This window comes from Actinosynnema sp. NPDC020468, from assembly GCF_040642015.1.
Classification (GTDB): domain Bacteria; phylum Actinomycetota; class Actinomycetes; order Mycobacteriales; family Pseudonocardiaceae; genus Actinosynnema.
The window spans coordinates 123216-142821 of the sequence record NZ_JBFAEO010000002.1 but is presented as its reverse complement, the minus strand read 5'-3'; the positions used below and the strand labels follow the sequence as shown (position 1 = coordinate 142821).

The following is a 19606-nucleotide window of genomic DNA, read 5'->3' as shown; positions in this document are numbered from 1 at the left end:
GCGGATGTGACACAGATCACGTTTTAACAGACGGAAGCCCTGCCGCGCGGGAGGTGCGACAGGGCTTCCGGTTCCCCTTGCCCGGGTCGCGGCGACGGCGGGGCGTGTGCACCCGCGTGTCGTCGGGTGGCCGTCGGCCGCGTTGTGGGCTCAGCGGAGCGTGGTCACCTGCGCCTGGGCGATCGCCATCAACTCGTGGCGCATCGCGGGGGTGGGCGCCAGGTCGATCGCTCGGGCAACAGCCTTGCGGTTGCGAGCCTCGACACGACGAGCGCGGAGCTTCGCAGTGAAGTTCATCGGGGTTCATCCCTCTCAGGGTGTCTCTCGGTGGTGTGCCTCAAGTATGCACCCCCGGGACCCCCAAAGTCACCCGATTATCCGGTGAGGTGGGGCACATGCCGACGAATCATCGGCGGCCACCCGAACAGTACCGACGATTCGCTTGCAGTACACCTTGTGCACCGGATCACTCCTCCCGCCCGAGCAGGAACCGGCCGAAGTGGGGCACGGTGAACGCGATCTGCCCCCGTTCGGCGGAGTACACGAGGCCCTTCTTGATCAGGCTGTCCCGGGCGGGCGAGAGCGACGACGGCTTGCGTTTCAGCTGGTCGGCGACCTGCGCGGTGGTCACGCCGGCGTCCTTGCCGTCGGTCAGCTCGGCCATCGCGCGCAGGTACTCGCGCTCGGCGGGCGTGGCCCGCTCGTACCGGGAGCCGAAGAACCCGACGGCCAACTCGGCGTCCGCCTCCGGCGCGGCCACCGCCACGTCCAGCGCGGTGATCGGGTCGGACGGCGCGGCGTCCCACGCGGCCTTGCCGTAGGCCTGGATGAAGTACGGGTAGCCGCCCGAGGCGTCGAACAGCGCGTCCAGCGCCTCATCCGCGATACCCGCCTCCTCGCGCTCCACGGGCGCCAGCACGGCGCGGTCGGCGTCCTCGCGGGACAGCCGGTCGATCCGGACGTACCGGAACAGCCGCTCCGAGTAGGACTTCGACGCCGACAGCACGGTGGGCAGGTGCGGCAGCCCGGCGCCGACGACCACCAGCGGCGCGCCGGACTGGGACAGCTCGTGGCACGCCGCGCACAGCGCCGAGATGTCGTCCGACCGCACGTCCTGCATCTCGTCGATCAGCAGCGCGACGCCGGTGCCCACGTCCTGCGCCAGCTCGGCCACCTCGGTGAACAGCTCGACCAGGTCGATCTCGATGTCGCCGGAGTCCGCCCGACCGGACGCCGCGGGCACGTCGATGCCCGGCTGCCACCGGTCGCGCAGCTTGGCGTCGTCGGGGTTGGCCCGCAGCGCGAACGCCTTCAGCACGCCCAGCACCGACTCCACCCGATCGGGCGCGCGGTGCCGCACGGCCAGGTCGCGGATCGCCCGGTGCAGCGCGGCGGACAGCGGTCGGCGCAGGCCCGCCTCCGGGCGCGCCTCGATCTTGCCCGCGCCCCACCCCCGGCGGACCGCCGTCGAGCGGAGTTCGCCCAGCAGCACGGTCTTGCCGACGCCGCGCAGACCGGTCAGCACCAGGCTGCGCTCGGGCCGACCGCGCGCCACCCGTTCGAGAACCACGTCGAACGCGCCGAGTTCCTTGTCCCGACCGGCGAGTTCGGGTGGTCGCTGGCCTGCGCCGGGGGCGAACGGGTTACGCACCGGGTCCATCCTCGGACGGTATCGGGGTGTCTACCGCCGATCCGATACGCGCGACCCGTGTCGCTCACTATTCAGCCATCTAGTGAAATGGCTATACAGCCCTATCGTTGCGCATGATCCGGTGCGACGGGTTCAGTGGGTGCCGTGGCCGAAGTCGTGACGAGGGGTACGGGCCGGGTCGAGCGCACCGCAGACCGGGCCGAGGTGCAGGTGAGCTTCGAGACCACGGGCTCGTCGCGCACGGAGGCGGTGACCGCGCTGACCGAGCGGGTCGCCGCCGTCGAACGGGTGCTGGCGAGCGTCGAGGTGCGGTCGCGGCAGCTGTTCGTGCACGACAACTGGAACGGCAGGCGCCGGGCGGGCAGCCGGGCGAGCCAGCAGTACACGCTGCGGGTGGACGACCTGGCCGTGCTGGACGAACTGCTCGGCACGCTCGTGCAGGCCGAGCCGGCGTGGTTGAACGGCCCGAACTGGCAGCTCAAGGACGACGCCGACGCGGTCCGCGAGGCCCAGTCGGCGGCCGTGGCCGACGCACGCCGGCGCGCCGAGGGGTACGCGGAGGCGCTGGGGGCGAAGCTCGGCCCGCTGCACCGGATCAGCGACGGCGACACCGAGACGTCCTGGGCGCCGGAGCGCGCGATGGTCGGCTACGGCGGCGCGCCGGGCGCGGGTCCGCAGATGGACCAGCTCAACCTGGAGGCGCAGCAGATCGTGGTGTCGGTCCGCTGCGCCGGCACGTGGACGCTCCTGGACTGAGCGGTCAGCGCTCCAGGATCGCGGTCACGCCCTGGCCGCCGGCCGCGCACACCGAGATCAGGCCGCGGCCCTCGCCCCGTTCGGCGAGCAGCTTGGCCAGGGTCGCCACGATCCGCGCGCCGGTCGCCGCGAACGGGTGGCCCGCCGCCAGCGACGAGCCGTTGACGTTGAGCTTCGCCGGGTCGATCGGACCGAGCGGCGCGGGGAGGCCCAGCCTGCCCGTGCAGAAGTCCTCGTCCCGCCACGCGGCGAGGGTGGCGAGCACCTGGGACGCGAACGCCTCGTGGATCTCGTAGAAGTCGAAGTCCGCCAAGGAGATCCCGGCCCGGGCGAGCATCCGCGGCACGGCGTACGCGGGCGCCATCAGCAGACCCTCGTCGCCGTGCACGTAGTCGACGGCGGCGGTTTCGGTGTGGGTCAGGTAGGCCAGCACGGGCAGGTTCCGCGCGGCCGCCCACTCCTCGCTCGCCAGCAGCACGGTCGACGCGCCGTCGGTCAGCGGCGTGGAGTTGCCGGCGGTCATGGTCGCGCCCTCGCCGCGGCCGAACACCGGCTTGAGCTTCGCGAGCTTCTCCTCCGACGAGTCGGGCCGCAGGTTCGCGTCCCGGGTCAGGCCGAGGAACGGGGTCACCAGGTCGTCGAAGAACCCCCGGTCGTAGGCGGCGGCCAGGTTGCGGTGACTGGCGACGGCGAGCGCGTCCTGGTCCTCGCGCGCGATGCCCCACTCCTTCGCGGTGATCGCGGCGTGCTCGCCCATGGACAGGCCGGTGCGCGGCTCGCCGTTGCGCGGCACGTCGGGCACCACGTGCCGCGGCCGGAGCTTGAGCGCGGCGCGCAGCCTCGCGCCGGCGGACCGGGCCCGGTTGAACTCCAGCAGCACGCCGCGCAGGTCCTCGTTGACGCCGATCGGCGCGTCGCTGGTGGTGTCGACGCCGCCCGCGACGCCGACGTCGATCTGGCCGAGCGCGATCTTGTTGGCGACCGCGATCACCGCCTGGAGCCCGGTGCCGCACGCCTGCTGCACGTCGTACGCCGGTGTCTGCGCCGACAGCGCGCTGCCGAGCACGCACTCGCGGACCAGGTTGAAGTCGCGGGAGTGCTTCAGCACCGCGCCGGCGACGACCTCGCCCAGCCGTTCGCCCTGGAGGTGGAACCGGGCGACGAGGCCGTCGAGCGCGGCGGTGAACATGTCCTGGTTGGACGCGGTGGCGTACGGGCCGTCGGATCGGGCGAACGGGATGCGGTTGCCGCCGAGGACGGCGACCCGCCTGGTGCCGGCCATGTCGTGACCTCCGGTGGTGGGTGTGGTGGGCATCCTACCTACTCACCAGTAGACTTACCAACGAGTAGGGAGTGTGATGTCCCCATGGATCGGTACCAGTCTTTCGCCAGGTCCGGTGTCGGGCGGTTCGTCGTCGGCAAGCTCGGGCTGCCCGACCCGTACCCGTTGCGCCGCCACTCGCCGGCCGAACCACCGCTGACCGGGCCCGTCCTGCTCGGCGGTGCCGGGCGGCTGGCCGGGCCGGTGGCCGGGGTGCTCGCCTCGATCGGGGTGGACGTGGTGTCCGCGGCCGACCGCTACGGGGCCCTGGTGTTCGACGCCACCGGGATCACCGACGTGGCCGGGTTGCGGGCGCTGTTCGACTTCTTCGGGCCGGTCGTGCGGTCGCTCGGGCCGTGCGGTCGAGTGGTGGTGCTGGGCACGCCGCCCGCGTCGGCCGCCTCCCGGGTCGCGCAGCGGGCGCTGGAGGGGTTCGTGCGCAGCGTCGGCAAGGAGCTCAAGCGCGGCGGCACGGCGCAACTGGTGTACGTGGACGAGGGTGCCGAGGGCAACCTCGAGTCGACGCTGCGGTTCCTGCTGTCCGGGCGGTCCGCGTACGTGTCCGGTCAGGTCGTGCGGGTCGGCGCCGGACCGGTGGAGGTGCCGGCGGACTGGTCGCGGCCGCTCGCCGGGAAGGTCGCGCTGGTCACCGGCGCGGCACGGGGCATCGGGGCGGCCATCGCCGACGTGCTCGCCCGCGACGGCGCCCACGTGGTGTGCCTCGACGTGCCGGCGCAGGGCGACGAGCTGGCCGCGGTCGCGAACCGGGTGGCGGGCTCGACGCTCCAGCTCGACCTCACGGCGGACGACGCGCCGGTGAGGATTGTTGAACAGTTGAACGTGAGACACGGCGGGGTGGACGTCGTCGTGCACAACGCGGGCATCACCCGGGACAAGACGCTCGGTCGGATGGACGCGGCGCGCTGGGACGCGGTGGTGGCGGTGAACCTGGCGAGCCAGGAACGGCTGAACGCCGCGCTGATCGGCCCGGACGGTTCCGGCGGGCTGCGGGCGAACGGCAGGATCGTGGGCGTGTCGTCCATCGCGGGCATCGCGGGCAACGTCGGGCAGACCAACTACGCGACCACGAAGGCGGGCGTGATCGGCGTGGTCGACGCGCTGGCGCCGGAACTGGCCGGCCGGGCCACGGTGAACGCCGTCGCGCCCGGCTTCATCGAGACGAGGATGACCGCGGCGGTGCCGCTGTTCATCAGGGAGGCGGGACGGCGGATGAACAGCCTGTCCCAGGGCGGTCTTCCGGTCGACGTGGCCGAAACCGTCGCGTGGTTCGCGCACCCGGCGTCCTCCGGCGTGACCGGCAACGTCGTCCGGGTGTGCGGGCAGAGCCTGCTGGGCGCGTGATGGCGAACCTGACCCTGTTGTACGCCAAGGCGGCGCTCACCGGGTTCACCCGGCGCGGCTCCACCCTGCCGGAGTCCACTGTGGACACAGGCGTCACCGTCGACCCGGCGCACCTGGCCGCCTACAACGGGGTGTGCGGGTTCGGCGTCCGCGACGAGCTGCCCACGACCTACCCGCACGTGCTGGCGTTCCCCGCGCAGATCGCCCTGATGACCGGCCGCGGCTTCCCGTTCCCGCTGCCGGGGCTGGTGCACGTGGCGAACCGGATCACCGCGCGCCGCGCCGTCCTCGCCCGCGAACCGCTCACCCTGCGCGTGCGCCTGGCGAACCTGCGCCCGCACGAGCGCGGCCGGCAGTTCGACGTGGTGTCGACGGCGTCCGTCGAGGGCGAGGAGGTGTGGGTCGACGTGTCCACCTACCTGCGGCGCGACGGCGGTACCGGCGGCACGGCCGAGCGGGCCGGCAAACCCGAGCCGACGGCGGTGTGGGACCTGCCCGGCGACCTCGGCCGCCGGTACGCGGCGGTGTCCGGCGACCGCAACCCGATCCACCTGCACCCGTTGGCCGCCAAGGCGTTCGGCTTCCCCCGCGCGATCGCGCACGGCATGTGGACCAAGGCCCGCTGCCTGGCCGCGTTCGAGGGTCGGCTGCCCGCCGCGCACACGGTGGACGTGCGGTTCAAGGCGCCCGTGCTGCTGCCGACCCGGGTCGACTTCTCGGCGGAGGAGACCGGTGACGGGTGGCGGTTCGCGCTGTGGTCGGCGCGTCCGCACCTGGAGGGTGCGATCACCCCGGTTCGGTAGCGCGAAGTCGCCTCGCGGCGGGCGGAGTCGACGGGTCCTCGCGACGCGTTCCGTGATCGTCAGCAACGGAACGCGAGGAGCCGACGATGATCCACCTCGAACCCGCCGCGGTCGAGTTCGCCGCCGCGACGGCGCACCCTCCCTACCTGCACCAGCTCGACCCGTCCGAGGGGCGCAAGGTCGTGGACGAGGCGCAGGCGGGCCCGGTCGACGTGCCGCCGGTGGACGAGGAGTTCGTGACGGTGCGCGGGGTGCCGGTGCGGATCGTGCGACCGGTGGACGCGCGGGGTTCGCTGCCCGTGCTGCTGTACCTGCACGGCGGCGGCTGGGTGTTCGGCGGCGTGCGGTCGCACGACCGGCTGGTGCGCGAGTTGGCCGTGGGAACCGGCGCGGCGGTGGTGTTCCCGGACTACAGCCGGTCGCCCGAGGCGCGGTACCCGGTGGCGCTGGAGGAGGTGCACGCCGTGGCGCGGTGGGTCGTGGCGGCGGGCGAGGCGCACGGGCTGGACGCGTCGCGGGTGGCCGTGGCGGGCGACTCGGCGGGCGGCAACCTGGCCGCGGCGTTGACGCTGCTCGCGAAGCGGCGCGGTGACGTGGTGTTCCGGGCGCAGGTGCTGTTCTACCCGGTGACCGACGCGTCGTTCGACACGCCTTCGTACCGGGAGTTCGGCGAGGGGTACTTCCTGCGCCGGGACTCGATGGAGTGGTTGTGGGACCAGTACCTCCCCGACCACCGGCACCGCGCCGAGTCGACCGCGTCGCCGTTGCGCGCGGCGTTGGCCGAGCTGGAGGGGTTGCCGCCGGCGCTCGTGGTGACCGCGGAGGCGGACGTGCTGCGGGACGAGGGCGAGGCGTACGCGGACCGGCTGCGCGCGGCCGGCGTGCCCGTGACGGCCGTGCGCTACCAGGGCGTGATCCACGACTTCGTGCTGCTGAACGGGTTGCGCGGCACGCGGGCCGCGTCGGCGGCGATCGCGCAGGCGATCTCGGTGCTGCGGGAGGCGTTCGTCTGAGCTCAGCGGCGGTTCGGCGGGTGCCAGACGTGACCCTGCACCAGGTCGCCGAATCCCATCCACACCAGGTTCATCAGCCGCGCGGCGACGACGCCCGCCGGTTCGGCCGGGTGGTCGAGCCACCAGTCCGCGAGCGACTCGCCCGCGCCGACCAGTGCCGCGGCCAGTGACTCGGCCTCGGCGTCGCCTGCCCTGGGCACGTCCTGGGTTTCCGAGGAGTGCAGCAGGAGCGCGGCGACGAGGCCGATCGCGCGGCCGCGCATGTCGGCGAGCTCGGCGGCGAACGGGCCGCCCTGGGAGGACGCCTGGCGGTGCAGCACCTGCCAACTGGCGCGGTTCTCGCCGACGAAGCCGAAGAACGCGCGCAGGCCGCTCCACAGCTGGACGTCCGGCGGCTGGTCGGGTTCGACGCCGGCTGCGATCGCCTCCATCATGCGGGTCGCCTCGCGGCGGATGCAGGAGGCGAAGAGCTCCTCCTTGGAGCCGAGGTACGCGTACAGCATCGGCTTGGAGATGCCCGCGACCTCCGAGATCTCGTCCATCGACGCGGCGTGGAAGCCGAGTCGCGAGAAGACGTCGACCGCGGCGTCCAGGATCTGGCGTTCGCGCACCGCGCGCGGCAGCCGCTTGGCTCGACCGGTCCGGACCGGTTGGTCTGCGTGCATCACACCCCCTTGAGGCTGACACAAGATTATCGGACCCCCTTGCACTCTTACCTACTCACCAGTAGGTTAACCGCCGAGTAGGTAGCGGAGGTGCGACCATGACCATCGACCTGACGACCGAGGCGATCGCGAAGCTCAGCCCGGCCGAGTTGATCTCGACGCTGCGGCAGGTGTCGCCGGACGACCCGGCGCTGACCGGCGTCGACATCGACGTGATCGCGCGCGGGATCGACCCCCGCAAGCTCGGTCGCGACGAGTTCGCGGACCTGCTCGGGGCGCTCGGCGACCTGGCCGACGGCGGCGCGGACCTGGACCTCGCGCGGATGGACCCGCAGAACTTCGCGCGCATCATCTCGCGCGCGTCCAAGGACCAGGTCGAGGCGGTCACCGCGCGACCCGGCTTGCGCACCCGCGTGCTGGACGAGGTGTTCCGGCGCATGGAGGTGCACTTCCGGACCGACCGCGCCGGCGCGACGCGCGCCGTGGTGCACTTCAAAGTCACCGGATCGAGTGAAGATTTGTACGAGGCGATCATCGCGGACGCGACCTGCGTGATCAACAAGGAGGCGACCCGCGAGCCCCGCGCCGTGGTGACGCTGGGTCCGGTGGAGTTCCTCAAGCTCGCGACCGGCAACGCGTCGGCGCCCGTGCTGTTCATGACCGGGAAGCTGAAGGTCAAGGGCGACCTCGGTTTCGCCGCGGGTTTCATGAGCCTGTTCGACATTCCGAAGGCGTAGGGGACATGGGCGGCTTTTCGCTGGAGTTGAACGAGGACCAGACCGATCTCCGGGACTGGGTGCACGGGTTCGCGAAGGACGTGATCCGGCCCGCCGCCCCGGAGTGGGACGAGCGCGAGGAAACGCCGTGGCCGGTGATCCGGGAGGCCGCGAAGATCGGCCTGTACGGGTTCGAGGCGTTGGCGACGTGGTTCGCGGACCCGATCGGGCTGTCCCTGCCGATCGCCACCGAGGAGCTGTTCTGGGGTGACGCCGGAATCGCGCTGGCGTTGATGGGCACGGGTCTGGCGGCGGCCGGGATCTTCGCCTCCGGCGAGCCCGAGCAGTTGGCGGAGTGGGTGCCGGAGTGCTTCGGCACCGAGGACGACCCGAAACTGGCCGCGTTCTGCGCCTCCGAACCCCAGGCCGGTTCCGACGTGGCCGGCTACCGGACCCGCGCGGTGTACGACGAGGCGACCGACGAGTGGGTGCTCAACGGCCAGAAGGCGTGGGCGACCAACGGCGGGATCGCGAACGTGCACGTGGTGACGGCGGTCGTGGACCCCGCGCTGGGCGCCCGCGGCCAGGCCGGTTTCGTCGTGCCGCCGGGAACGCCGGGCCTGTCGTCGCCGGGCAAGATCCGCAAGCACGGCATGCGCGCGTCCCACACGGCCGACGTGTTCCTGGACGACGTGCGCGTGCCGGGTCGGTGCCTGCTGGGCGGGAAGGAGCGGTTGGACGCCAGGTTGGCGCGGGCCCGTGAGGGGCAGAAGGCCGGCGGGCAGGCCGCGATGGCGACGTTCGAGACGACCCGCCCGACGGTCGGCGCGATGGCGGTGGGCGTGGCGCGGGCGGCGTACGAGTACTCGCTGGACTACGCCAAGGACCGCTCGGCGTTCGGCCGGAAGATCATCGAGAACCAGTCGATCGCGTTCGACCTGGCGAACGTGAAGATGGAGATCGACGCCGCCCGCCTGCTGGTCTGGCGTGCCGCGTGGATGGGCCGCAACAACGTCCCGTTCACCGCGGGCGAGGGCTCGATGTCCAAGCTCAAGGCGGGCGAGGTCTCGGTCTGGGCGACCGAACGCGCGATCCACATCCTCGGCGGCGCGGGTTACACGCGTGAGCACCCGGTGGAGCGGATGCACCGCGACGCCAAGATCTTCACCATTTTCGAGGGCACGTCGGAGATCCAGCGGTTGGTGGTGGCCAGGGCCATTTCGGGCGTCCACATCCGGTGACGCGGTTAGGCTTCGGCGGTGATCGGGCACCTGGAATGCGTCGTGCTGGACTGCCCCGAACCCCGGGCGTTGGCCGAGTTCTACCGCGGGGTGCTCGGCGGCGTGGTCGACCGGCCCGACCCGCGGTGGTCGTTGGACGGGGACTGGTCGACGCTGCACTTCGAGGGCGGCGTGCTGTGCTTCCAGCGGGTCGAGCCGTACGTGGCGCCCGCGTGGCCCGACCCGTCCCGGCCGCCGCAGTTCCACCTGGACGTGGGGGTGCCGGACCTGGCCGCGGCGCGCACCGCGGTCCTGGCCCTGGGCGGCGCGGTCCTCGACACCTCCCGTGCCACGTGGTGGGTTGCCGCCGATCCCGCGAACCACCCGTTCTGCCTGGTTCTGAGCCGGCGGTCGAACGAGCCGCGCTGACCGCCGCACCGCCGCCGGACCAAGCCCGACGAGTCGGACGCGGTGATCTGCGGTGGTGGTCTGCGGTGGTGGTCTGCGGTGGTGGTCCGGCGCGCGGCGGTGGTGGCGGTCCGCAGCGGTGGTGGTGGTCCGCGGCGGCGGTCCGGCTCGCGGCGGTGGTGATCCGGCTCGGAGGGACTCGGCTTCGCTCGGCGGTGTCCGCCGGGTCGAGCCGGCCGGGCCGCTGTGCCGCGCCCGACCGGCTCACCTCACCGAGCCGCTCCCAGGTCTCCCGAATGCCCGCCCAGCCCGGCACGACCCACCGACTGCCCTCCGAGCGGTCCCGGCCGCCGGCCGCCCCGACCAGCCGGGCAACTCCCGCGCCCCACCCGTCAGGCCTTGCTCGCCTCCACCAGCCACGCCCGCTCGGCGGTCGTGTCCGGCACCGGGGGCCAGCCGTTGATGCGGGCCAGCAGCACCCAGTAGCGCTCCGCCCGTGGGTCGCCGAAGTTGTTCAACGATTCTACGAGTGAAACGTAGGTGGATTGACCTGCGGCAGCGCCCCAGGTGGCGTTGATTTGTTCAACAATCCTACGAGCGTCATCCGATCGGGGGTTGATTCCCGACTTCAGCGCGGTGGCGGCCTGGGCGATCACGTCCTGGAAGGCCGCCATCTGACCCTGGGGCGGGGTCGACATGTCGACACCTGCCGCGCGCAGCTCCTGGTGCTTCTCGGACATCCGCCGGATCGAGGCGCGGAAGTCCGGGTCGCGGACCAGGTTGGCCAGCTCGACCCACGCCTCCAACTGCTCGGTCGACGGGTCGTCCGGCAGCTCGATCCGCACCGACCGCATGGCCCGCGAGAAACCCGGCTCCAGGTCGAACCCCCCGAAGACCTCCTCGAAGAAGTCGTCCAGGATCGCCTGCCGCTGCTCCTCCGACAGTCGCGCCAATTCGTGCACCATCTCCACCTCCCCGTTGCGCGCCACGACCCGCAGCACGGCCCGGCGCAACCGGAGCGTGCGCATCTGCGCGTCGATGGCTTCCGCGTGTGCCCGCGCCACCTCGGCCACGGACAGTTCGCTCGCCAGCACCCGCCGCGCGGTCGGGAGGTCGATCCCCAGGTCGCGCAACGTCCGGACGAGCCGCAACCGCGTCAACCCGTCGGCGTCGTAGGCGCGGAACCCACCCGCCGTCCGCCCGGCCACGGGGACCAGACCGGAGTCGGAGTAGAACCGGATCGTCCGGGTGGACATGCCGGTCAACCGCGCCAGTTCGCCGATCGAGTAGTGCGTCACGGGGACCACCCTGAACCTTCCACCGACTGGAACTTCAAGCCGATAAAACCACCGGCGCCCGCGATCCGCCGCGACCCGACCCGCGGCGACCGGGAGGAGAGCCCGACCCCCGACACGCGGAAACCCCGCCGGATCATCCACAGTGGACGAACCGGCGGGGTTCCCGGGTGATCAGTAGGTCAGCGCCACGCCCGGATCGGCCAGCAGCGCGCCGACGTCGGCCAGGAACTGCGAGCCCTGCTGCCCGTCCACCACCCGGTGGTCGAAGCTCAGCGCCAACTGGCACACCTTGCGCGGCACGACGGCGCCGTCGACCACCCACGGCATGTCGCGGATCGCGCCCAGCGCCAGGATCGCCACCTCGCCGGGGTTGATGATCGGGGTTCCCGTGTCCACCCCGAAAACACCGACGTTGGTGATGGTGAACGTGCCGCCGGCCATGTCCGCGGGAGTGGTCTTGCCCTCCCGCGCCACGGTCGCCAACCCGTCCAGCGCCTCGGCCAACTCGCGCAACGACAACCGGTCCGCGTCGCGGACCTTCGGCACCACCAGGCCACGCGGGGTGGCGGCGGCGATGCCCAGGTGCACGTAGTCCTTGTAGACGATCTCCTGCGCCGCCGCGTCCCACGTCGCGTTCACGTCCGGCGTGCGACGGGCCGCGAGCAGCACCGCCTTCGCCGCGAACGCCAGCGGGGTCAGCTTCACGCCGCGGAACTCGGGCGCGTTCTTCAACCGCGCCCGCAGCTCCATCATCGGCGTGACGTCGATCGTCAGGAACTCGGTGACGTGCGGCGCGGTGAACGCGCTGTCCACCATCGCCTGCGCGGTCGCCTTGCGGACACCCTTGATGGGCACCCGGCGTTCCCGCGCGCCACTGTCCACAACGGACGGTGCGGCGGCCGGTGCCGGCGCGGTGGCCTGCTCGACGTCCTCGCGGGTGATCACGCCGCCGGGACCGGAACCGGACAGCACCCGCAGGTCGACGCCCAGGTCCTTGGCCAGCTTGCGCACCGGCGGCTTGGCCAGCGGCACGTAACCGCCGAGCGCCACCGGTTCCACGACGACGGGAGCCGGCGCCCGCACGGGAGCGGGAGCCGGAGCGGCGACCGGCGCGGGGGCGACCGCGGCGGCGGGCACCGGTACCGGCGCGTCCTTGCGGGCCCGGCGCTTGGCGGCGCCGGTCTTCGGCCCGTACCCGACCAGGTTCGCGACCCGGCCCTCCTCGGCCGGCGTCCCGTTCGTCGCCGGGACCGCCGCCGGAGCGGCGGGCGCGGCCGCGCCGGACGGGTCGAGGTCGATGGTGATGATCGGGACGCCGACCTCGACCGTCTGCCCGACCTGCACCAGCAGCTCGGTCACCACCCCGTCCCACGGACAGGGCAGCTCGACGGCCGCCTTGGCGGTCTCGATCTCCACGATGATGTCGTTGACCTTGACGGAGTCACCCGGCTTCACGTGCCAGGTCAGGATTTCCGCCTCGGTCAGCCCCTCGGCCGTGTCGGGCAGGGGGAATTGCTTGAACTGCGGCACAGCTTCCCCTCACCAGGCCAGAGAGCGGTCGACGGCGTGCAGCACCCGGTCGAGGTCGGGGAGGTACTCCTCCTCCAACTTCGCGGGCGGGTACGGCGTGTCGAAGCCCGTCACCCGCAACACCGGCGCCTGTAGGGAGTAGAAGCACTCCTGCTGCACGCGGGTCGCGATCTCGCCGGTCAACGACGCCTCGCTCGGCGCCTCGGACACCACGACCAGCCGGCCGGTGCGCCGCACCGACTCGTACACCGGCGCCAGGTCCAAGGGGGACAACGACCTCAGGTCGATGACCTCGAGCGACCGGCCCTCCTCGGCGGCGGCCGACGCGGCGTCGAGCGACGTGCGGACCATCGGCCCGTACGCCACGACCGTCACGTCGGTGCCGGGGCGCAGCACCCGCGAGGCGAACAGCGGGCCGGGTGCGGCCGTCGTGTCCACTTCGGACTTCTCGTAGTACCGGCGCTTCGGCTCGAAGAACAGCACCGGGTCGTCGGACTCGATGGCCTGCTGGATCATCCAGTACGCGTCGGTCGGGTTCGAGCACGACACGACCTTGAGGCCCGCGGTGTGCGCGAAGTACGACTCGGGCGACTCGGAGTGGTGCTCCACCGCGCCGATGCCGCCGCCGAACGGGACCCGGATCACCATCGGCAGCCGGATCTTGCCCGACGTCCGGTAGTGCAGCTTCGCGACCTGGCTGACGATCTGGTCGAAGCCGGGGAAGATGAAGCCGTCGAACTGGATCTCGCACACCGGCCGGTAGCCGCGGATCGCCAGACCCACGGCCGCGCCGATGATGCCGGACTCGGACAGCGGCGTGTCCAGCACGCGCTGCTCGCCGAAGTCCTTCTGGAGACCGTCGGTAATTCGGAAGACGCCGCCGAGCTTGCCGACGTCCTCACCCATCACGAGGACCTTCGGGTCGGCCTCCATCGCCGCGCGCAGGCCGGAGTTGAGCGCCTTGGAGAGCGTCAACGTCTGCGTCGGCGCCGTGGCGGCGCCCGCCGGTCGGTCCATGGTCGGAGCAGCCATCAGTGCTCACCTCCCGCGAAACCCGCGTGGTAGGCCAGGAACTCGTCGCGCTGGGCTTCCAGCACCGGGTTCGGCTCGGCGTAGACGTCCTGGAAGATTCGTTCGGCCGGCGGATCCGGCAGGTTGACGCAGTGGTCCCGGATCTCGACCGCCAGCGCCTCGGACTCGCGCTCGACCTCGTCGAAGAAGTCCTGGTCGGCCCACTGCTGCTTGACGAGGTGGACCTTGACGCGCTCGATCGGGTCCTTGAGCTTCCACAGCTCCGTCTCGTCGGAGAGGCGGTAGCGGGACGGGTCGTCGGACGTGGTGTGCGCGTCCATGCGGTAGGTGAACGCCTCGATCAGCACCGGGCCGTTGCCCTCGCGGCACTGCTCCAGTGCCCAGCGGGTGACCGCGAGCGAGGCCAGGACGTCGTTGCCGTCGACCCGGATGCCGGGGAAGCCGTAGCCGCGGGCGCGCTGGTAGAGCGGGAGCCGGCTCTGCCGCTCGGTGGGCTCGGAGATGGCCCACTGGTTGTTCTGGCAGAAGAAGACGAGCGGCGCGTCGTAGACCGCCGCCCAGACGAAGCCCTCGTGCACGTCGCCCTGGCTGGTGGCGCCGTCGCCGAAGAAGCAGATCGTGGCCTCGCCGTCGGCGTCGCCCACCTTGCCGTCGAACTTCTGGCCCATCGCGTAACCGGTGGCGTTGAGCACCTGGTTGCCGATGACGATCGTGTACGGGTGGAAGCGGTGCTCGATCGGGTCCCACGGGCAGTTGTCGACGCCGCGGAAGATGCCGAGGATCTGCTTGGGGTGGATTCCCCTGGTCCAGGCGATGCCGTGCTCGCGGTAGCTCGGGAACGCCATGTCCTCGGGGCGCATCGCGCGGCCGGCGCCGATCTGGGCGGCCTCCTGGCCGAGCAGGGGTACCCAGAGGCCGAGCTGGCCCTTGCGCTGGAGCGCGTTCGCCTCGCGGTCGGCGCGGCGGACCAAGACCATGTCCCGGTACAGGCCGCGCAGTTCCTCGGCGGAGATGTCGATGTCGAAATCCGGGTGCTGGACGCGCTCGCCCTCGGGGGTGAGCAGCTGCACCAGGTCGGCGCCGCCCTCGTCTGTCGCTCGCAAACCTGCGATCACCTGTTCTGCCGTGGGCTTGGCGGCGGTAGCGGACGGCACGGTGTCCGGATGCGCCCAGTTCTCGGGGGACGACATGCGCCTTACTCCTCGTCTTCGAGGCCGCCAAGTCGCTCGTGACGACCATGCGCGGCGGCACCGCCAGTCGCCTCCACCCCGGGTGAGGGAGGTCGGGCAACCGTCGGCGTTGACGGTGTTCTCATCCACATCCTGACATGGCCTCACCCGACATGGTGAGCCCCGTCCCACTTCGTAACACTTCGTGCAGCCGCCTGAGCAGCGACAACGGTAGGAAGGCCAATCTTCGGGGGTCCGAGTAGGCCGTTCGTACAACGGACACCGTTGTCCCGGTTACCGATCGTTAACCACGGTCCGTAGGGGGTGATGGGCGCGCGGTGAGCCCGATTCCCCACGTCGACGACGACCGCGTGCATGGACGCCCGACCATCGGCATCACTGCCTGTTTCCAGCACGCGGTACTCCGCCCGACGCTCCGTGACCGCCCTCGCCCCGAATCCTCATCTCGAATCTGCCCGCCGGCCACTCGACCGACGGCCATTCGACGTCCCCTCGTAGAATCACCCCATCGTTCAACAATCCCCACCTCCAACAATCCCCACCGACCTACCTTTCGCCCGAAGTGCCCACCTGAACGAAGTGCCGTTCCGAGCGCCGCACGGAGCGCGAACGGTTTCGCACAGGCACGCGGGACCAGCCGGCCAAGAACGCGAACCAACTCGCCCGCGGCCCAGGAGGACCAGCCGCCGGGCGGGGGCGGGGGGCGTGGCCGAGGAACAGCCGGCGGCGAGGCGATGGACCGGGACACGGACAGCAACGACGACGTCGGTCGAAGGCGCGGCGGCACTCGTGCCGGAACGCGTGCTGGAACGCGCAGTGGCAGGCGCAGTGGCAGGCGGCGGCAGCGAGTGCCGGCAGATATGAGGCGGCGGGCGCGGACGGCGGGCGGACGGGCAGGAGAGCGAGCGGGCGCGGCGGGCAGGAGAGCGAGCGGGCGCGGCGGGCAGGAGAGCGAGCGGGCGCGGCGGGCAGGAGAGCGAGCGGGCAGGCGGGCGCGGGGGGCAGGCGCGGGGGCAGGCGGGAGAGCGAGCGGGAGAGCGCGGCGGGTGGGAGAGCGGGCGCGGCGAGCGAGCGGGCAGGCAGCAGACGGCGGGCAAGCGGCGAGCGGCAGGCGGGCCGCAGGCGGCAGGCGGGAGAGCGGGCGGCGGGCAGGAGAGCGGGCGGCGGGCGGCGGGCGGCGGGGAGACGATGGCCGATCGCCGGTCGCGTGCCGCAGCTGTGGGGTCGCAGCTGTGGGGTCGCAGGTCGCGAGCCACAGATGACGGATCGCGGATTTAGGGTCGCCAATCAGGGTCGTGGCTCGCGGCTCGCCGGTCGCGAGTTTGTGCGGGCTGCCGATCGCTGGCAGCGAGGTCGCCGGTAGCGGGCTACGGGCTGCGGGCCGCCGCTGGCGGGTCGTGAGCAGCTGGCCGCAAGCCGCAGGCTGCCGTTCGTGTGCAGCAGGCCGCGGTCGCGAGTCGCCGGGCGCTAGTCGCGAATCGCCGGCCAAGGGGCGCCGGCCGCAGGCCAAGGGACGCCGGTCGCTGGCTGCGGGGCGCCGACCGCCAGCCGCGAGTCGCTGGCCGTGAGTCGGTGGCCGTGAGTCGCTGGCCGCAAGCTGCCGAACGCGAACTTCGGGTCGCCTGGTGGGCGGCGGCGGAAGGGCTGAGGCGGCCGAAAGGTATGCCGGTGTCGGTGTTCGGCCTGGGCGATCGGTCTCGGCTTGCCTGCTCAGGTTCCGTCGGGCGCACCGCGGCCTGTTCCTGGTCCACCAGAGTGCGTGGTGCGTTTCCCGGGCTCGCTGGGCGGGGCGTGTTGAATCGGGGGATTGTAGAATTGGGGGATTGTTGAACGATTCTCAAAGGGGCGGCTTGAACGATCCTCCGTAGTCGGACAGCAGGTCAGCGGGTCGGGTCGTGACAGGATCGGTCGTGTGGACCGTTCTGTGCTGACCCGTACCGTCCGTGGGTTGTGGGATGACGACATCCTCCCCAGCCTGTCCGAACTCGTCGCGGTGCCCGCGATCTCCCCCGCGTTCGACCCCTCGTGGGCGGAGAACGGGCATCTGGCGGCGGCAATCGAGCACGTCCGGGGGTGGTTGCACGGGCGGGACCTGCCCGGGGTGGCCATCGAGGTCGTGCAGTTGCCCGACCGGACGCCCCTGTTGCTGGTCGACGTCCCCGGCACCGCCGGTCGCGACGACACCGTGCTCCTCTACGGGCACCTCGACAAGCAGCCGCCCGTCGCCAACTGGAGCGAGGGCCTCGGCCCCTGGACCCCGGTGGTCCGGGACGGCCGGCTCTACGGCCGCGGCGCCGCCGACGACGGCTACTCCGGCTACGCCGCGATCGCCGCCATCGAGGCCACCCGGAAGGCGGGCGGCGAGCACGCCCGCGCCGTCATCCTGCTCGAAACCGGCGAGGAGTCGGGCAGCCCGGACCTGCCGCACTACCTCGAGCACCTCAAGCCCCGGCTGGGCGACGTCAGCCTCGTCGTCTGCCTCGACTCGGGCGGCAGCGACTACGAGCGGATGTGGCTCACCACGTCGTTGCGCGGACTCGCCCAGGTCACCCTCACCGTGCGGGTCCTGGAGAGCGGCCTGCACTCGGGCATGTCCAGCGGCGTCGCGCCGAGCTCGTTCCGGATCGCGCGGATCCTGCTCGACCGCCTGGAGGACTCCGAGACCGGCCGGGTCAAGCTCCCCGAGCTGCACACGGAGATCCCGGAGGTCCGGATCACCGAAACCCGCGAGGCGATCGCCAGCGTCCCCGGCGCGCAGACCGGCACCGTCCCGTGGCACGGCGACACCAGGCCGATGCACGACGACGAGGTCGAGCTGGCCCTGAACTCCGGCTGGCGCCCGACCCTGAGCGTCATCGGCGCCGACGGCCTGCCGAGCCCGGAGGACGCCGGCAACGTGCTGCGCCCGTTCACCACCCTGGTGCTCAGCTTCCGCCTCCCGCCGACCGTGGACGCCAAGAAGGCCTTGGAGGCGGTCAAGAAGGCGCTCACCACCGACGTCCCGTACGGCGCGACGGTCGAGCTGACCCGGGTCGAGTCCGCCGACGGCTGGAACGCGCCCGACCTCGCGCCGTGGCTGCGCGACACGCTCGACAGCGCGGGCAAGGAGATCTTCGACGCCCCGTGGCGCACGGTCTCGCTCGGCGGCTCGATCCCGTTCATGGGCCTGCTGCACGAGGCCTACCCGCAGGCGCAGTTCCTGGTGACCGGCGCGGTCGGCCCGGACAGCAACTGCCACGTCCCCGACGAGTGGCTGCACATCGCGCACGCCACCAGGGTCACCGAGGCCGTGGCCGTCGTCCTGGACGCGCACGCCAAGAGGTAGGCGGTCGACCACGCCGTCGTGTCACGGAGAGTGCACGGCGGCGTGGAATGGCCACCCATCCGTGAGGCCAATTCCCGCCCGTAAGTCACCCTCCGCCAGGCCCGGCGCACCGGACCCGCACGGAATCCGAAGTCTTCGACCGGCCCACCACGAAGGTTTGGAAGTCCCCCGCGCGGGACAACACCACGTTCATGGGCCACCAGCCGGGAGAGCCGCGCACGCCGACGCACGGCGGCGACGAGCCCCGCACCCTTGTCACGGCGCGAGGTTCCACGTGGAACCACCCACCGCGTCGCCACGCCCGGCCCACCGGCCGCGGGCGGACCCGCCGCTTGTGACGCACGATCCCGGCAAGGCCTTCGGCTGTAACACGGACGTGCTGTCCCCGGGGGTCACCCAAGTGGCAGTATGCCGAACACTCACCAACCACAGTTACGAGGAGTGACGCCCGTGGCCAGTCGTACCAGGCAGGCTGTGCTCACCCTGTTGCCCGTGCTCGCCCTCGCCGCCACGGCGACCGCGTGCGCGACCAAGGTGAACACCGGTTCCCAGGACAGCGGGTCGGGTGTTCCCCTGATCAAGCCGGGCAAGATCGTCACCTGCACCCACCTGTCCTACAAGCCGTTCCAGTTCAGCGAGGGCGACAAGACCGTCGGCTTCGACGTCGACCTGGTGGACCTGGTCGCCAAGGACCTCGGTGTCACGCAGGAAATCTTCGACACCCCGTTCGAGACGATCACCTCCGGCGAGGCGTTCAACACCTCCAAGTGCGACGTCGCCGCGGCCGGCATGACGATCAACGACACGCGCAAGCAGGCGATCGACTTCTCCGACCCGTACTTCGACGCCAGCCAGGCGTTGCTGGTCAAGAAGGACTCGACCTACAAGGGCCTGGAAGACCTGAAGGGCAAGAAGGTCGGCGTCCAGCAGGACACGGTCGGCGAGGAGTACGCCAACGCGCACTCGGCCGAGTTCGGCTACACCGTGATCCAGTTCGAGGACCTGCCGCTGATGGAGACCGCCGTGCGCACCGGCGCGGTGGACGCGGCCGTCAACGACAACGGCGTCCTCCTGGACTACGCCAAGGACTACCCGGACACCGCCGTGCCGAAGGAGTTCGACACCGGCGACAAGTACGGCATCGGCATGAAGAAGGGTTCGACCACCCTGCTCACCAAGGTCAACGAGGTCCTGAAGAAGGCCAAGGACAGCGGGGACTACGACAAGATCTACGAGAAGTGGTTCGGGAAGAAGCCCGAGAAGAAGTGATCGGCCTGCCCGCGGGGGTCGGTGCTCACCCGGCACCGGCCCCCGCG

At 71.7% G+C, this 19606-nt stretch carries 17 protein-coding genes; 9 read left to right on the top strand and 8 right to left on the bottom strand.

Features of this window, described 5'->3' with window-relative positions; translation table 11 throughout:
• Nucleotides 1-150: 150 nt before the first annotated feature.
• Together AB0G50_RS02810 and AB0G50_RS02805 are read right to left on the bottom strand one after the other, a co-directional pair.
• Entirely contained in the window at nucleotides 151-297 is a 147-nt protein-coding gene (locus AB0G50_RS02810; protein WP_360101524.1) for a hypothetical protein, read from the bottom strand.
• A 169-nt stretch (nucleotides 298-466) separates the two neighbouring features.
• Entirely contained in the window at nucleotides 467-1660 is a 1194-nt protein-coding gene (locus AB0G50_RS02805) for an ATP-binding protein (RefSeq protein ID WP_360101522.1), read from the bottom strand.
• Between the two features lie 135 nt (nucleotides 1661-1795).
• On the opposite strand from AB0G50_RS02805, the gene AB0G50_RS02800 reads away from it, so the two are divergent.
• The gene (locus AB0G50_RS02800; protein WP_360101520.1) at nucleotides 1796-2407 is read left to right on the top strand and encodes an SIMPL domain-containing protein; all 612 of its coding nucleotides are present in this window, start codon (nucleotides 1796-1798) and stop codon (nucleotides 2405-2407) included.
• A 4-nt stretch (nucleotides 2408-2411) separates the two neighbouring features.
• Here AB0G50_RS02800 and AB0G50_RS02795 read toward each other — a convergent pair whose 3' ends face one another.
• Nucleotides 2412-3689 carry an acetyl-CoA C-acetyltransferase gene (locus tag AB0G50_RS02795; protein ID WP_360101836.1) on the bottom strand — a complete coding sequence of 426 codons (1278 nt, stop codon included), beginning with the start codon at nucleotides 3687-3689 and terminating at the stop codon, nucleotides 2412-2414.
• A gap of 84 nt (nucleotides 3690-3773) precedes the next feature.
• Between AB0G50_RS02795 and AB0G50_RS02790 the strand changes: the two genes are divergently transcribed.
• The 3 genes from AB0G50_RS02790 (at nucleotide 3774) to AB0G50_RS02780 (ending at nucleotide 6906) form a co-directional block, all read left to right on the top strand.
• A complete protein-coding gene (locus AB0G50_RS02790; RefSeq protein ID WP_360101518.1) occupies nucleotides 3774-5090 on the top strand; it encodes a 3-oxoacyl-ACP reductase in 1317 nt (438 codons plus the stop codon).
• Complete coding sequence (locus AB0G50_RS02785; protein ID WP_360101516.1) at nucleotides 5090-5893, top strand: MaoC/PaaZ C-terminal domain-containing protein; 804 nt, start codon at nucleotides 5090-5092, stop codon at nucleotides 5891-5893. Before AB0G50_RS02790 ends, AB0G50_RS02785 begins: the two co-directional genes overlap by 1 nt.
• Nucleotides 5894-5979: 86 nt before the next feature.
• Complete coding sequence (locus AB0G50_RS02780; RefSeq protein ID WP_360101514.1) at nucleotides 5980-6906, top strand: alpha/beta hydrolase; 927 nt, start codon at nucleotides 5980-5982, stop codon at nucleotides 6904-6906.
• 2 nt (nucleotides 6907-6908) lie between these two features.
• On the opposite strand, the gene AB0G50_RS02775 is transcribed toward AB0G50_RS02780, so the two are convergent.
• Nucleotides 6909-7571: a TetR/AcrR family transcriptional regulator gene (locus AB0G50_RS02775; RefSeq protein ID WP_360101512.1), complete on the bottom strand. Its 663-nt coding sequence runs from the start codon at nucleotides 7569-7571 to the stop codon at nucleotides 6909-6911.
• A 98-nt stretch (nucleotides 7572-7669) separates the two neighbouring features.
• On the opposite strand from AB0G50_RS02775, the gene AB0G50_RS02770 reads away from it, so the two are divergent.
• From AB0G50_RS02770 to AB0G50_RS02760, 3 genes are read left to right on the top strand one after another with little or no spacing between them, the layout of a single operon-like run.
• Nucleotides 7670-8308, top strand: coding sequence for an SCP2 sterol-binding domain-containing protein (locus AB0G50_RS02770; RefSeq protein WP_360101510.1), 639 nt, complete (start codon nucleotides 7670-7672; stop codon nucleotides 8306-8308).
• Between the two features lie 5 nt (nucleotides 8309-8313).
• Nucleotides 8314-9528 (top strand): acyl-CoA dehydrogenase family protein, encoded by a 1215-nt coding sequence (locus AB0G50_RS02765; RefSeq protein WP_360101508.1) that lies wholly within the window; start codon nucleotides 8314-8316, stop codon nucleotides 9526-9528.
• A gap of 18 nt (nucleotides 9529-9546) precedes the next feature.
• Nucleotides 9547-9936: a VOC family protein gene (locus AB0G50_RS02760; RefSeq protein WP_360101506.1), complete on the top strand. Its 390-nt coding sequence runs from the start codon at nucleotides 9547-9549 to the stop codon at nucleotides 9934-9936.
• Nucleotides 9937-10307: 371 nt separating this feature from the next.
• Here the strand turns inward: AB0G50_RS02760 and AB0G50_RS02755 are convergent, their stop codons facing one another.
• From AB0G50_RS02755 to pdhA, 4 genes are all read right to left on the bottom strand, one after another.
• Complete coding sequence (locus AB0G50_RS02755; RefSeq protein ID WP_360101504.1) at nucleotides 10308-11213, bottom strand: MerR family transcriptional regulator; 906 nt, start codon at nucleotides 11211-11213, stop codon at nucleotides 10308-10310.
• A 171-nt stretch (nucleotides 11214-11384) separates the two neighbouring features.
• Nucleotides 11385-12743, bottom strand: coding sequence for a dihydrolipoamide acetyltransferase family protein (locus AB0G50_RS02750; protein ID WP_360101502.1), 1359 nt, complete (start codon nucleotides 12741-12743; stop codon nucleotides 11385-11387).
• Between the two features lie 9 nt (nucleotides 12744-12752).
• The gene (locus AB0G50_RS02745) at nucleotides 12753-13775 is read right to left on the bottom strand and encodes an alpha-ketoacid dehydrogenase subunit beta (protein ID WP_360101500.1); all 1023 of its coding nucleotides are present in this window, start codon (nucleotides 13773-13775) and stop codon (nucleotides 12753-12755) included.
• Nucleotides 13775-14965, bottom strand: coding sequence for a pyruvate dehydrogenase (acetyl-transferring) E1 component subunit alpha (gene pdhA, locus AB0G50_RS02740; RefSeq protein ID WP_360101498.1), 1191 nt, complete (start codon nucleotides 14963-14965; stop codon nucleotides 13775-13777). Before pdhA ends, AB0G50_RS02745 begins: the two co-directional genes overlap by 1 nt.
• Nucleotides 14966-16868: 1903 nt before the next feature.
• Here pdhA and AB0G50_RS02735 point away from each other — a divergent pair.
• Both AB0G50_RS02735 and AB0G50_RS02730 read left to right on the top strand, forming a co-directional pair.
• Entirely contained in the window at nucleotides 16869-18290 is a 1422-nt protein-coding gene (locus AB0G50_RS02735; protein ID WP_360101834.1) for a M20/M25/M40 family metallo-hydrolase, read from the top strand.
• 450 nt (nucleotides 18291-18740) lie between these two features.
• Entirely contained in the window at nucleotides 18741-19559 is an 819-nt protein-coding gene (locus AB0G50_RS02730; protein WP_360101496.1) for an ABC transporter substrate-binding protein, read from the top strand.
• The last annotated feature ends 47 nt before the right edge of the window (nucleotides 19560-19606 follow it).

What these genes read in the sequence shown, in the direction of transcription:
- AB0G50_RS02775 (WP_360101512.1), bottom strand. Translation starts at nt 7,571, where the DNA reads ATGCACGCAGACCAACCGGTCCGGACCGGTCGAGCCAAGCGGCTGCCG.
- AB0G50_RS02780 (WP_360101514.1), top strand. Translation starts at nt 5,980, where the DNA reads ATGATCCACCTCGAACCCGCCGCGGTCGAGTTCGCCGCCGCGACGGCG.
- pdhA (WP_360101498.1), bottom strand. Translation starts at nt 14,965, where the DNA reads ATGTCGTCCCCCGAGAACTGGGCGCATCCGGACACCGTGCCGTCCGCT.
- AB0G50_RS02805 (WP_360101522.1), bottom strand. Translation starts at nt 1,660, where the DNA reads ATGGACCCGGTGCGTAACCCGTTCGCCCCCGGCGCAGGCCAGCGACCA.
- AB0G50_RS02790 (WP_360101518.1), top strand. Translation starts at nt 3,774, where the DNA reads ATGGATCGGTACCAGTCTTTCGCCAGGTCCGGTGTCGGGCGGTTCGTC.
- AB0G50_RS02795 (WP_360101836.1), bottom strand. Translation starts at nt 3,689, where the DNA reads ATGGCCGGCACCAGGCGGGTCGCCGTCCTCGGCGGCAACCGCATCCCG.
- AB0G50_RS02765 (WP_360101508.1), top strand. Translation starts at nt 8,314, where the DNA reads ATGGGCGGCTTTTCGCTGGAGTTGAACGAGGACCAGACCGATCTCCGG.
- AB0G50_RS02770 (WP_360101510.1), top strand. Translation starts at nt 7,670, where the DNA reads ATGACCATCGACCTGACGACCGAGGCGATCGCGAAGCTCAGCCCGGCC.
- AB0G50_RS02810 (WP_360101524.1), bottom strand. Translation starts at nt 297, where the DNA reads ATGAACTTCACTGCGAAGCTCCGCGCTCGTCGTGTCGAGGCTCGCAAC.
- AB0G50_RS02745 (WP_360101500.1), bottom strand. Translation starts at nt 13,775, where the DNA reads ATGGCTGCTCCGACCATGGACCGACCGGCGGGCGCCGCCACGGCGCCG.
- AB0G50_RS02785 (WP_360101516.1), top strand. Translation starts at nt 5,090, where the DNA reads ATGGCGAACCTGACCCTGTTGTACGCCAAGGCGGCGCTCACCGGGTTC.